This window comes from Altererythrobacter sp. H2 (genome assembly GCF_035319885.1).
Classification (GTDB): Bacteria; Pseudomonadota; Alphaproteobacteria; order Sphingomonadales; family Sphingomonadaceae; genus 34-65-8.
In genome coordinates, this window is record NZ_CP141285.1 from 1307820 (window position 1) to 1320773 (window position 12954).

The 12954-nt window shown below is 66.7% G+C and carries 14 protein-coding genes; 8 read left to right on the forward strand and 6 right to left on the reverse strand.

The genetic code is table 11. From position 1 onward, the window contains the following. Positions 1-19 precede the first annotated feature (19 nt). The 8 genes from U4960_RS06705 (at position 20) to U4960_RS06740 (ending at position 6651) form a co-directional block, all read left to right on the forward strand. Positions 20-3241, forward strand: a complete 3222-nt coding sequence (locus U4960_RS06705; protein ID WP_324262794.1) for a YdbH domain-containing protein — start codon at positions 20-22, stop codon at positions 3239-3241. A gap of 47 nt (positions 3242-3288) precedes the next feature. Then, positions 3289-3498, forward strand: coding sequence for a YnbE family lipoprotein (locus U4960_RS06710; RefSeq protein ID WP_324262795.1), 210 nt, complete (start codon positions 3289-3291; stop codon positions 3496-3498). Between the two features lie 27 nt (positions 3499-3525). Then, the gene (locus tag U4960_RS06715; RefSeq protein WP_324262796.1) at positions 3526-3921 is read left to right on the forward strand and encodes a YdbL family protein; all 396 of its coding nucleotides are present in this window, start codon (positions 3526-3528) and stop codon (positions 3919-3921) included. A gap of 153 nt (positions 3922-4074) precedes the next feature. Next, positions 4075-4404 (forward strand): AtpZ/AtpI family protein, encoded by a 330-nt coding sequence (locus U4960_RS06720; protein WP_324262797.1) that lies wholly within the window; start codon positions 4075-4077, stop codon positions 4402-4404. 48 nt (positions 4405-4452) lie between these two features. Next, positions 4453-5238, forward strand: a complete 786-nt coding sequence (locus U4960_RS06725; RefSeq protein ID WP_324262798.1) for a F0F1 ATP synthase subunit A — start codon at positions 4453-4455, stop codon at positions 5236-5238. Positions 5239-5284: 46 nt separating this feature from the next. Next, positions 5285-5512, forward strand: a complete 228-nt coding sequence (locus U4960_RS06730) for a F0F1 ATP synthase subunit C (RefSeq protein WP_324262799.1) — start codon at positions 5285-5287, stop codon at positions 5510-5512. 85 nt (positions 5513-5597) lie between these two features. Continuing rightward, positions 5598-6092, forward strand: a complete 495-nt coding sequence (locus tag U4960_RS06735) for an ATPase (RefSeq protein WP_324262800.1) — start codon at positions 5598-5600, stop codon at positions 6090-6092. Then, a complete protein-coding gene (locus tag U4960_RS06740) occupies positions 6085-6651 on the forward strand; it encodes a hypothetical protein (RefSeq protein WP_324262801.1) in 567 nt (188 codons plus the stop codon). Before U4960_RS06735 ends, U4960_RS06740 begins: the two co-directional genes overlap by 8 nt. 75 nt (positions 6652-6726) lie before the next feature. Here U4960_RS06740 and U4960_RS06745 read toward each other — a convergent pair whose 3' ends face one another. From U4960_RS06745 to aroA, 6 genes are all read right to left on the reverse strand, one after another. Beyond that, entirely contained in the window at positions 6727-7722 is a 996-nt protein-coding gene (locus tag U4960_RS06745; RefSeq protein ID WP_324262802.1) for an NADPH:quinone oxidoreductase family protein, read from the reverse strand. Between the two features lie 99 nt (positions 7723-7821). Next, positions 7822-8577 carry a hydroxyacylglutathione hydrolase gene (gene gloB / locus U4960_RS06750; RefSeq protein WP_324262803.1) on the reverse strand — a complete coding sequence of 252 codons (756 nt, stop codon included), beginning with the start codon at positions 8575-8577 and terminating at the stop codon, positions 7822-7824. A gap of 200 nt (positions 8578-8777) precedes the next feature. Then, complete coding sequence (gene rpsA / locus U4960_RS06755) at positions 8778-10484, reverse strand: 30S ribosomal protein S1 (protein ID WP_324262804.1); 1707 nt, start codon at positions 10482-10484, stop codon at positions 8778-8780. A 227-nt stretch (positions 10485-10711) separates the two neighbouring features. Then, complete coding sequence (locus U4960_RS06760; protein WP_324262805.1) at positions 10712-11347, reverse strand: (d)CMP kinase; 636 nt, start codon at positions 11345-11347, stop codon at positions 10712-10714. Further along, positions 11344-11598, reverse strand: coding sequence for a CBU_0592 family membrane protein (locus U4960_RS06765; protein ID WP_324262806.1), 255 nt, complete (start codon positions 11596-11598; stop codon positions 11344-11346). Before U4960_RS06765 ends, U4960_RS06760 begins: the two co-directional genes overlap by 4 nt. Next, positions 11598-12941, reverse strand: coding sequence for a 3-phosphoshikimate 1-carboxyvinyltransferase (aroA, locus tag U4960_RS06770; RefSeq protein ID WP_324262807.1), 1344 nt, complete (start codon positions 12939-12941; stop codon positions 11598-11600). Before aroA ends, U4960_RS06765 begins: the two co-directional genes overlap by 1 nt. Positions 12942-12954 lie beyond the last annotated feature (13 nt).

Sequence of the window (12954 nt, forward strand, 5' to 3'; positions counted from 1 at the left end):
TTGCGCGCAAGGGTAAGAAATGGTCGAGGCTGAGATCGACAATCCTGAGAAGAGCCTCGTCGCCCGGCTGATACCCCGACGCAAACGCTGGCGGGTGACCGCCGCGATCATGCTGTTCCTGTTGCTGGCCATGGGCTGGCTCTGGACCCAGCGCGAACGGATCGCGGACGATGTCCTGGCCGACCAGCTGGGCAAGCGTGACATTCCGGCGACATACCGGGTCGATTCGATTGGCCCGCAGCGGCAGGTGTTCAGCAGGATCGTGATCGGCGATCCCGCGCAGCCGGACATGACGGTAGAGCGCGCCATCGTCCATCTGCGCTATGGCTTCGGACTGCCGGAAATCGAGCGGGTCGAACTGATCCGGCCCCGATTGTTCGGCAGCTTGCGCCGGGGCAAACTGTCGTTCGGCACGCTCGACCCCTTCCTGTTCGCGGAAAGCGACGAGCCCCCCGGCCTGCCCGACCTTGACCTCACGCTGGTGGACGGCCGCGCCCTGCTGGAAACGGACTGGGGCCCGGTCGGGATCAAGGCGCAGGGTGGCGGCTGGCTGCCGGGCGGGTTCAGCGGTGTGCTCGCGGCGACCGCGCCTGACCTGGCGCTGCCCGGCTGTGCTGCCGACGGGGCGACGCTTTACGGCACCCTGACCACGGCCACCGGACAAGCGTCATTTGCCGGGCCTGTGCGGGTGGAGGCGCTGTCCTGCGCACAGGCCGGGCTTTCGCTCGCCCGATCGAGCACGACAATCAACGTGACCGCGTCACCGACCTTCGACCGGTTTGACGGCACTGCGTCGCTCGCCCTGGGGCGGATGGCAGGGGGCGACGCCCGGGCCGCCAATCTGCGCGGCACCACTGACTTTGCGTGGACCAGGGCCGGCATCGATGCCGGCTTTGACCTGTCCGCCGCGGGGCTGCGGTTCGCGGGGGCTGCGGTTGACAGGGTGGATGCGGAAGGAGCCTTGCGCACCCGCGCAGGCCTGGACCGCATCACGCTCGACGGCACGCTGGCAGGGCGCGGCGTCACGCCCGGCCCGGGGCTCGACAATGCGCTCGAAAACGCGCGGGCCGGCACGGCCGGGACGTTGCTTGAGCCGCTGCTGACCAAGGTTCGCGCGGCCTTGCGGAGCGAACTTGCCGCCAGCCGCTTCGATGCGGACCTGGTGCTCCGCCGCACCGGATCGGTCACCAGCCTGACCGTTCCGGCGGCCAGCGTGCGGGGCAGCAGCGGCGCAATGCTGCTGTCGCTGTCGCGCTTCCAGGCGAGCACGGCCGGTTCGGGTGCGCCCCGGTTCTCCGGCAACGTGGTGACCGGCGGGGCGGGCCTGCCGCGCATTGCCGGCCGGATGGAGCGCCAACCCGGCGGCAACCTCGTGTTCCGCGCCCGGATGGAAGACTATGCACAGGGCGACAGTCGGCTGGCCATCCCCGCGATATTCCTTGCTCAGGCCGCTGACGGTTCGCTGGGCTTTTCGGGGGAGGCTCGGGCCAGCGGGCCCTTGCCGGGCGGGGCAGTGCGGGGCCTCGTGCTGCCGTTTACCGGCTCGGTGGGTTCCAGCGGTGTGGTGCAGGTCTGGCCGCGCTGCACCCGGGTCCGGTTCGATTCGCTGTCGCTCGCCAACCTTGAAATCGATGCCCGCGCGCTGACGGTTTGCCCCGGGCCCGGCGGCGCAATCGTCCGAAGCGATGGCTCCGGTCTGAAAGTGGCCGCCGGAGTCGCTGCGCTGGATCTCACCGGGCGCCTCGCGGGCACGCCGGTCCGGCTGCGCAGCGGCCCGACCGGATTCGCCTGGCCCGGCGTGCTTGCCGCTCGCGACCTCGATGTGGAGCTGGGGCCGGCGGGCAGCGCCAGCCGCTTCACGGTCAACCGGCTCGATGCGATGCTGGGGGACAGCGGCATTGCCGGGACATTCGCTGACGCCGACGTGGCGCTGGCGGCCGTCCCGCTGGACTTGCGCGAAGCCGCCGGAAACTGGGCCTATCGGGGCGGGGTGCTGACCTTCACCGAAAGCTCGTTCCGCCTGCAGGACCGCTCGCCCGAGGCCCGTTTCTTCCCGCTGGTGGCGCGCGATGCCAGCCTGACTTTGCAGGACAATGTGGTGACGGCGCTGGCGACCCTGCGCCATCCGGCCAGCGATCGCGCGGTAAGCGATGTCGCCATCCGCCATGACCTTTCCAGCGCCACCGGCTATGCGGATCTCGCGGTGGCCGGCCTGCTGTTCGACGGGGACCTGCAGCCCGACATGCTGACCGGGCAGGCGCTGGGTGTGATCGCCAATGTGCGGGGCACGATCGCCGGGCAGGGCCGGATTGACTGGAATGCCGATGGCGTGACCAGTTCGGGCGTGTTCTCCAGCGAAAGCCTCGACTTTGCGGCCGCGTTCGGCCCGGTTCGGGGGGCAAGCGGAACAGTGCGCTTCACCGACCTGCTGGGCCTGACTACCGCGCCGGGGCAGCGCATCCGGGTGGCCTCGGTCAACCCCGGGATCGAAGCGCTGGAGGGGGTGATCGAATTCGAGCTGCGCGGCGGAGAGACGCTCAGCGTGAGCGGCGGCTCCTGGCCTTTCATGGGCGGGCGTCTGACGCTGGAGCCGGTGACGATGAACTTCGGCGTGGGCGAGGAACGCCGTTACGTCTTCCGGGTCGAGGGGCTGGAGGCGGCCCGCTTTGTCCAGCAGCTGGAGCTTGGCAACATCAACGCCACCGGGGTGTTCGACGGGGTCCTGCCGATCGTGTTCGACGAAATGGGCAACGGGCGAATCGAAGGCGGGAAGCTGGATTCGCGCCCGCCCGGAGGCAATGTCTCCTACATCGGCGAGCTGACCTATGAGGACATGGGCGCCATCGCCAACTTCGCCTTCGCCGCGCTGCGCTCGCTCGATTACAAGACGATGGAAGTGCGCATGGACGGGCCGCTCACCGGCGAGATCGTCACCAGGGTGCGGTTTGACGGCGTGAGCCAGGGCGAGGGCACGAAGCAGAACTTCCTGACCCGCCAGGTCGCCGGCCTGCCCATCCGCTTCAACGTCAACATCCGCGCGCCGTTCTACCAGCTGATCACTTCGATCCGCGCGATGTACGACCCGGCCTTCATCCGCGACCCGCGCGAGCTCGGCCTGATTTCCGGCGACGGGCAGCGGCTGGCCCCGGTCGTCCGCCCGGCGCCGGATGCGATCCGGCCCGAAGACCTGATTCCCGATGAACTGCCCATTCAGATCCCCGAAAGCGAGAGCACGCCATGACCCTTGCCAGATTGACCCGAAGCGCAGGCGCTGCGAAGACCGGCCCGATGAGGGAGCAGTTCACAGTGTCGCGCTTGGGGCGATGGGGCAGGCTGGTTTTGCTGGCGGGCCCGGCCACGCTCGGGGGATGCATTCAGGTCAATGCACCCGCAGAACCGATCGTGATCGAGCTCAACATCAATATCCGGCAGGAAGTGATTTATCGGCTCGCCGCTGACGCGGGCAACACGATCGACGAGAACGCGGACATCTTCTGACGAGAACCTGTCCAGATGGAGAAGACCATGAACACCACCCCGATCCGCAAGCTGGCGCTGGGCGCCGCCGCTACCGTCATGGCGATTGGCGGGCTGGCGACCGTGGCTCACGCGCAGCGCGATCCCGCCTATGAAAACGCGCGCACCGGCGGCGAAGTGGGCGAGAAGATGGACGGCTATCTCGGCATCGTGGTCCAGCCGACCGATGCCCTCCAGCGGATGGTCAACGACATCAATATCAAGCGCCGGGCGGTCTATGCCGACCGGGCCAAGGCGGCCAACGCCACGCTTGAGGAATATGCGCTGACCGCCGGGTGCCTGGCCATCGCCCGCACCAGGCCGGGGGAGAAATACCAGGCGCCCGACGGCACCTGGCAGACCCGCACCAACGCTCCGCCGCTGCGGGACCCGCGCTGCCCCTGAGCCATCCTTCATCTGCTGCTGTGCAGTTGCAGCATTTTGACCCCATCAATGGCCCGGCACCGGTTGACTCGCCTTTGACCCCCGCCTAAGGGGGCGGCGCCTTCGGCGGGCACCTCTTGCCCGTGCCGTGCATTCCCTAGACAGGAGGCTGGCATGAGCGACGAGAAACCCGCCCGGGAACCCATCGGCGAGGATGCGCGGATTGACGCGCTCGAAGCGCGGCTTAAAGCCGCACGCGAGCGTGAAAATGAGCGCAACAAGCCGCGAGGATCAGGTGCCGATGCGAACTATCGCAGTGGCAACCGGGTCCTGGCGGACTTGCTCGGAGGGATTCTCGGTGGTCTGGTGCTCGGCTGGCTGGTTGACAGCTTCGCAGGAACCATGCCCTGGGGTCTGTTGGTCGGGCTGTTCCTCGGAATAGTCGTCGCCTTCAGGAACATTTTTCGGATGGCGAACAAGCGCCCCGATCAGGATCCGGAATAGGGTCAGTCGGTCGGCGGTTGTTCAGCATGGACTAGGGACGTAGCAGACGTGGCAGCCGAACAGGCCAAAGTCGATCCGATGCACCAGTTCACGATCGAGCCGCTGGTCGGCGCGAACTGGGAGATCGCGGGCTACAATATCGCTTTCACCAACAGCGCGATGTGGATGCTGGTCACCACCATCGTGCTCGGTCTTTTTGTTGCCGGTGGCCTGAAGCGCCAGCTGGTGCCGGGTCGCTGGCAGATGGCGGTGGAAACCTTCACCGGCTTCATCGACAACATGCTGGAAGCAAACATCGGCAAGGAAGGGCGCAAGTACGTGCCCTATGTCTTCTCGCTGTTCATGTTCATCCTGTTCGCCAACCTGCTCGGCCTGCTGCCGCTCGGCGTGGTCGGCATTCACCCCTTTACCTTCACCAGCCACTTCACGGTTACGGGTGTGCTCGCCGTAATCAGCTTTGCGATCGTGCTGGTGGTCGGGTTCTGGAAGCACGGCTTCCACTTCTTCAGCCTGTTCATCCCGCATGGCACTCCGGTGCCGATGATTCCGATCATTTTCCTGATCGAGCTGGTCAGCTTCGCGGTTCGCCCCTTCAGCCTCGCGCTGCGACTGTTCGTGGCGATGATGGCCGGGCACGTCCTGCTCAAGGTGCTGTCAAGCTTCGTCATCGACGGAACCAATGCCGGGGTCGGGTTCGGCCTGCTGGTCGGCCTGCCGAGTTTCGTGCTGATGATTGGTATCAGCGCCCTGGAAATCCTGGTTGCCGGTATCCAGGCCTATGTTTTCGCGCTGTTGACTTCGCTCTACATCAACGACGCGGAAAACCTCCACTGAGTTTCATCTGTTACAATCAACCGTTTCAATCCAAAGGAGTTTCATCATGGAAGCAGAAGCTGCAAAGCTGATCGGTGCGGGTCTTGCCGCAATTGGTGCCGGCATGGCCGCGATCGGCGTGGGCAACGTCTTCGGTTCGTTCCTCGAAAGCGCTCTGCGCAATCCGGGTGCCGCTGACGGCCAGCAGGGCCGCCTGTTCATCGGCTTCGCCGCTGCCGAACTTCTCGGCCTGCTGGCGTTCGTCGTCGCGATGATCCTGATCTTCGTCGCCTGACACACCCTGACATGGCGGGCGGCCTGACGGGTATTCCCCGCAGCCGCCTGCCGTTTTCACGTTTCCACCCGCAAGGCTTCAATCCATGCCCCAGATAGCCCAGTTGATGGAGACCTACGCCAGCCAGATTTTCTGGCTGCTGGTCTTTTTCGGCATTGTCTACTTTGTGATCGGCCGGGGGATGGTGCCCAAGGTCATGGCCACGGTCGCAGACCGTGACAGCCAGATCGCCGCCGACCTCGCCGCCGCAGAAGCGGCCCGGGCGCAGGCGGATGCGGAAGAAGAGGCATGGCGCCAGCGGGAAAACGCCAACCGCGCTGCTGCCCAGGCAACGGTCGGCAAGGCCAAGGCCGAAGCTGCCGTGGCCAACCAGAAGAAGCTGGCTGCGGCCCAGGCGCGGATTGACGCGCGGGTGGCCGAAGCCGAAGCAGCCATTGCCGCTGCCCGCACGTCGGCCCTGGCCGAGATCGAAGATGTCGCGGTTGAAGCGGCGCAGGACATCGTCCACCGGCTGGCCGGGGTGAAGGTGACCAAGCCCGCTGCCAAGTCCGCCGTGAAGGAGGCGATGGCCCATGGCTAACCAGCTACCCGAAGTGATCGCTACCGAGGCCGCCGATGCGGTGACCGAGGTCGATGCGGCAGGCGCCGTTCACCTTGAACCGTCGCTGTTCGGGCTCGAACCCTACCAGATCGTCTCGGTTGCCATGCTGGTGCTGATTGCCATCATGATCTGGAAGAAGGTTCCGGGCATGGTGACTGGCGGGCTTGACGCCAAGATCGCCGCGATCCGCACTCAGCTGGATGAAGCCAAGGCCCTGCGGGCCGAAGCTGAAGCGCTGCGCAACGATTACAGCCGCAAGATCGCCAATGCCGAGAAGGACGCCGAGGCCATGCTTGAAGGCGCCCGGCGTGAAGCTGACGCGATTCTGGCCAAGGCCGAGGCAGACAGCACCGCGATGGTCGCCCGCCGCACCCAGATGGCCGAAGACAAGATCGGCGCGGCCGAGCGCGAAGCGGTCGACCAAGTCCGCGCCAAGGCTGCCAACGCTGCCACCGCTGCGGCCCGCAAGCTGATCGTCGCCAAGCATGACGCCGAAGCCGACAGCAAACTGGCTGACGAAGTCATCGACGGGATCTGATTGTCCGCCTGGGCGGACGCTAAGAGATACGAGGCGCGTGCTCCCTGCTGGAGCGCGCGCCTTTCTCTTTGAGGTTTACGTGCCCGGCTCCAGCACGATCTTGCCGATGATCCGGCCTGCCGCCATTGCCTCGAACGCCTCGCGCCAGCGGGTGAGGGGGAGGGCCCGGTCGATGTGGGGGCGGAGGCGGCCTTCGCTGGCGAAGCGGGCGACATCGGCCGCAATCGCTGCGCCCCGGTCAGGGAAACGGCGGGCATATTCCCCGGCCCGCACACCGACGACCGAGAAGCCCTTGATCAGCGGGATATTGACGGCAATCTCGGGAATCCGCCCGGAGACAAATCCGATCACCTGCAACTGCCCGCCAAAGGCAACGCAGCGGGTGCTTTCATCGAACACGTCCCCGCCGACCGGATCGAACACGATCTGGCACAGCTTGCCGCCGGTAATCTCCCCCACCGCCTCGCGGAAACGGCCGGTGTTGGTGATTGCGGCCTCGACCGGGACGGCTGCTTTGAGGGCGGCCAGCTTGTCTTCCCGGTGGGTTGCGGCAATCACGCGCGCGCCCAGGGCTTTGGCGAGATCGCAGGCGGCCAGGCCCACGCCGCCACTCGCTCCGTGGACCAGCACCCATTGCCCGGCTTGCAGCCGCCCGATCTCGACCAGCGCGGTCCAGGCAGTGTTATATGCCGCCCCAAGGGCCGCGGCGGCGGCAAAGCCTAGCCCTGCCGGTATCGGGCGCAGTGCGGCCACGGGAAGCGCGACATAGTCTGCCATGCCGCCCGTCTTGGACCCGCCCATGACGCGATCCCCGGCCCGTAAGCCGGAGCCTTCCGGCGCGCTGACCACTTCACCTGCCAGCTCCAGCCCAAGCGTGAAGGGCACCTTCGGCTTGAACTGGTAGGCACCGCGCGTCATCAGCAGGTCAGGGTGATTGAGCGAGGTGGCACGCACCTGCACCAGCGCCTGATCAGGCCCCGGCACCGGCATAGGCAGGTCCAGCAGCGAAAGGCCCGACAGATCGGGCGACAGCTGCTCGACCCGCAGCGCCTGCATGACCCTATCCGTCATTGCGAGCGGTGCAGCCGCGCGGCAATCCAGAGCGTCGGGTCGAAACGGCTCTGCATGGCCACGTCGCCTTAGGCTCCTCGCTAGGACGCGTCACGGGGGTCAGAAATTGTCCTTGGCAGCCCGCAGTGCTGCGAAGGTTTCCTGTGGCAGAGCGCCGCCCCAGCGGGCCCGCATGGCCGGCTCGTCGGCCCGCAGGAAGGGGTTGGTTGCAAGCTCGCGCGAGAGCACGGTGGGCACCGTGGGCTTGCCTTCGGCCCGCTTGCGCTCGATCTCGGCGGCGTAGTCCTTGAGCGCGGCATTGTCCGGATCGGCATGGAGCGCGAACTTGGCGTTCGACTGGGTATATTCGTGCGCGCAGTAGAGCACGGTGTCTTCAGGCAGCGCCTTGATGCGTGAAAGGCTGTCCCAGAACTGGCCCGGCTCGCCCTCGAACATCCGCCCGCAGCCCAGCGCGAACACGGCATCGCCGACGAAGGCGACGCCCGCTGCGGGCAGGTGATAGGCGATATGGCCGTTGGTGTGGCCCGACACGTCGATCACCCCGGCCTCGAAGTGGCCGAGCGAAACGGTGTCGCCATCGGCCACCACCCGGTCGATCGCAGCGATCTTCTCGACTTCCTGCGGGGCGATGACGCGGGCACCGGTCGCGGCGACAATGGCCTCGTTGCCGCCCGCGTGGTCAGGGTGCCAGTGGGTGTTCCAGATCTGCGTGATCCGCCATCCCTTCGCTTCGGCCTGGCGGAGGTATTCCGCACCGTCGGGCGTGTCGATCGCAGCGGTCTCTCCGCTGGCGGGATCGTGAATGAGGAAGCCGTAGTTGTCGCTAAGGCACGGGAACTGGTGGATCTGGATCATGCGCTCCACCTAGGGTGCCGGAGCGCAAAAGAAAAGGCCCGCCCTCCGCAGGGAGAACGGGCTTCTTCTTTATCGGGATTTCGATCGTCCAACGACACCGAAGATGTCGCAAGGCCGACCTGCCGCCCGCAGGTGCTCGCGCACAGCGCGAAACAGCACCGAGGACGCTCGCCCGAATGGGCGAGCGCCACTCAGGTGCCTCAGTCCTTCTTCGCCTTGAGCGCTTCGCCGAGAATGTCGCCGAGCGATGCACCCGAATCGGACGAGCCGAACTGGGCCACGGCTTCCTTCTCTTCCGCGATCTGGCGGGCCTTGACCGAGAAGTTCGGCTTCTTCGAACGGTCGAAGCCGATCACCATCGCGTCGAGCTTCTGGCCGACCTGGAAGCGGTCAGGGCGCTGCTCGTCACGGTCACGGCCGAGGTCGGCGCGCTTGATGAAGCCGGTCGCGCCATCGTCGCCAACCTGCACTTCAAGGCCGCCGTCACGCACTTCGAGCACGGTCACGGTGACCACGTCGTTGCGCTTCAGCGAGCCACCGCCAGCGGAGGCTTCGCTCGGTGCGCCCTTTTCGAGCTGCTTCATGCCGAGGCTGATGCGCTCCTTGTCGATATCGACATCGAGCACCACGGCTTCGACCTGCTCGCCCTTGCGGTGCAGCGCCAGCGCGTCTTCGCCCGAGAGGCCCCAGGCGATGTCCGACATGTGGACCATGCCGTCGACGTCGCCGTCGAGCCCGATGAACAGGCCGAATTCGGTCGCGTTCTTGACCTCGCCGGTGACCTTGGTCCCGACCGGGTTCTTGGCGGCGAATTCTTCCCACGGGTTGCCCTGGGCCTGCTTGAGGCCAAGGCTGATGCGGCGCTTGTCGCTATCGACCTCGAGCACCAGCACGTCGACTTCCTGCGAGGTCGAGACGATCTTGCCGGGGTGGACGTTCTTCTTGGTCCAGCTCATTTCCGAAACGTGGACCAGGCCTTCGATGCCGGCTTCCAGTTCCACGAAGGCACCGTATTCGGTGATGTTGGTGACCACGCCCGAAAGCTTGGCGCCGACCGGGTACTTCGCGGCCACGCCATCCCACGGATCGCTTTCCAGCTGCTTCATGCCGAGGCTGATGCGCTGGGTTTCCTCGTTGATGCGGACGATCTGCACGGTCACGGTCTGGCCGATTTCAATCACTTCGCTCGGGTGGTTGACCCGCTTGTAGCTCATGTCGGTGACGTGAAGCAGGCCGTCGATGCCGCCCAGGTCCACGAACGCGCCGTAATCGGTGATGTTCTTGACCACACCGTCGATCACCTGGCCTTCGGCCAGCTTGTCGATCAGCTCGCTGCGCTGTTCGGCGCGGGTTTCTTCCAGCACTGCACGGCGCGAGACGACGATGTTGCCGCGGCGGCGGTCCATCTTCAGCACCATGAACGGCTGCGGCACTTCCATCAGCGGGGTGACATCGCGCACGGGGCGGATATCGACCTGGCTACCGGGGAGGAAGGCAACGGCACCGTCGAGGTCGACGGTGAAGCCGCCCTTGACGCGGCCGAAGATGCGGCCTTCGACGCGCTTGCCTTCGCCGAATTCGCTTTCCAGCTTGTCCCAGGCGGCTTCGCGGCGGGCGCGGTCGCGGCTGAGCATGGCTTCGCCGTCAGCGTTTTCGACGCGGTCGACGAACACTTCGACTTCCGAGCCGACGGCCAAGCCGTGCTCGTCTTCACCGCGAGAGAATTCCTTGAGGTCGATGCGGCCTTCGCTCTTGAGGCCGACGTCGATGATGGCAAAGCCGTTCTCGATCGCGGTAACGGTGCCCTTGACGACGCGGCCTTCGAAGCCGTCTTCGCCGGCGCCGCCGAGCTGCTCGTTGAGCATTGCTTCAAAGTCGGCGCGGGTGGGGTTGGCAGTACTCGCCATAAATGCAGGTATCCTGTTCACGTTTGCTACCGGCCACCGGTTTATCCGGGGTCTTTCTCCGTCTCCGAGCACCATTGCTCGGCCAAACGGGGCAAGAGGGCCGTTTTCCGCCCGGGGCCGGATGCCGCCGCGCAGGTTCCTTCAATCAGCAGATTGGCTGAACGGCCGCGCGCCTAGGCGAAGGCGGGGCGAAATGCAAGGAAAATGGGCCGGGCGGGCCGGGGAGTTCAGGCGCTGCCGGATGACCGCAAGGCCTGCTCCACCGCCGCGATGGCTTCGGCCACGGCCTGATCGCGCCCGAAATGGGTGGTGTCGAACACCAGCGCATCCGGCGCCGCGCGCAAGGGCGCATCGGCCCGGCCCATGTCACGCGCGTCGCGCCGGGCGATGTCCCGCTCGATCTCGTCCAGCGTGACCGCAGGCTCGCGGCCCTGCATTTCCAGCCAGCGCCGGTGCGCACGGGCCGAGACGCTGGCCGTAACGAACAGCTTCACCGCCGCATCCGGCGCAATCACCGTACCGATATCCCGCCCGTCGAGCACAGCGCCGCCGGCCTGTGTGGCAAAGGCCCGCTGGCGTTCGAACAGTGCCTGCCGCACTGCCGGATGGACCGAGACCCGGCTGGCCAGCCCGCCGGTTTCCTCGGTCCGCAGGTCCGGATCGGCCAGCAAGCTGTCGGGAAACGAACAGGCGGCGAGCGCGGCGCGCGGATCGTCCGCCTCGCCACCGCTCAGCATGACCTGCCGCCCGACCGCACGATAGAGCAGCCCGGTGTCGAGATGGGGCAGGCCGAAATGGTCGGCCAGCGCCTTGGCAATGGTGCCCTTGCCCGATGCGGTGGGCCCGTCGACCGCGATGATCATGGCGTGGCCCTGCCGGTGCGTGACGCCTTGACCAACCCCGTTACGGCAATCGCAGCCCAGAAGCCTTCCAGCACCAGGCTGGGCCAGTTGGTGTGGACCAGCAAGGACACGGTCAGGAAAGCCGCCCCTGCCAGGTTTGCGCCGTGCAGCAAAAACGGGTTCGGTGCGGCAGACAGTGTGAGATAGGCGTAGGCACCGATGATGAAAGCGGTGCCTACGAATGCGACGAGCGAGGCCCAGTCGAGCGGCATCACTGGCTGGCCCCGTCCAGCAAGGCCATGAAATTCGGGAAGCTGGTCGCGATGGGGCTGGTGTCGTCCACTTCAACGCCGCCTGTCGAAGCAAGGCCGGCCACGGCCATGCTCATCGCGATGCGGTGATCGAGGTGGGTGGTAACCGGGTCGCATGCAGTTCCGGCCAGCGGATCGCCGTCGGTGCCTTCGATGATCAGGCCGTCAGCCGTTTCTTCCACCTGTGCGCCAGCAAGGGTGAGCGCGGCGGCCATGGCGGCCAGCCGGTCTGATTCCTTCACCCGCAGTTCTTCCAGCCCGGTCGTGACCGTGCGGCCCCGGGCCAGCGCGGCGGCGACGAACAGCACAGGAAACTCGTCGATCATGCTGGGGGCAAGCGCCGGGTCCACGGCGATGCCGGTCAGGGGCGCATGGCGCACGCGCAGGTCCGCCACGGGCTCGCCGCCGACCTCGCGCCGGTCCAGCTCCTCGATGCTGGCGCCCATCTGGCGCAGCACGTCGACCAGGCCGGCGCGCGTTGGGTTGAGGCCGACGTTCTGGATGATAAGGTCGCTACCCGGCACGACTGCGGCCGCCACCATGAAGAACGCGGCCGAAGACGGATCGCCCGGCACTTCGATTGTCTGAGGCCGAAGATCGGCCTCGCCGCGCAGGCGGATGACCCGTTCACCGGCCACTTCCTCCACCTCGATGTCAGCCCCGAATCCGCGCAGCATCCGTTCGGAATGGTCGCGGGTCGGCACTGGCTCGATCACAGTGGTGATCCCCGGCGTGTTCAGCCCGGCCAGCAGAATGGCGCTTTTCACCTGGGCGCTGGCGACCGGCAGGCGGTAGGTGATCGGCACTGCCGGATGGGCACCGCGCACCAGCAGCGGCAGCCGCCCGCCCGGGCTCGCCTCGACGCTTGCCCCCATCAGGCTCAGCGGCTCGATCACCCGGCCCATGGGGCGCTTGGACAGGCTGGCATCGCCGGTGAACACGGCGGAAATGCCGTGGCTGGCCACCAGTCCCATCAGCAGGCGGGTGGAGGTGCCCGAATTGCCCATGTCGAGCGCCTGCTCCGGCTGGAGCAGCCCGCCCACGCCGACCCCGTGGATGGACCATGTTCCGTCCCCCTCGCGCTCGATCTGCGCGCCCATAGCGCGCATGGCGGCGGCGGTAGCGAGAACATCTTCCCCTTCGAGCAAACCACTGACCCGCGTCTCGCCCACTGCCAGCGCGCCGAGCATGAGCGAGCGGTGGCTGATCGACTTGTCGCCGGGCCCGCGGATGCGGCCCCGCAGCGGGCCTTGCGGCAGGAATCGGCGCGGGGTCCGGGCCGGGGAAGGGGCAATGTGTGCCAAGAGGCTGGACTTT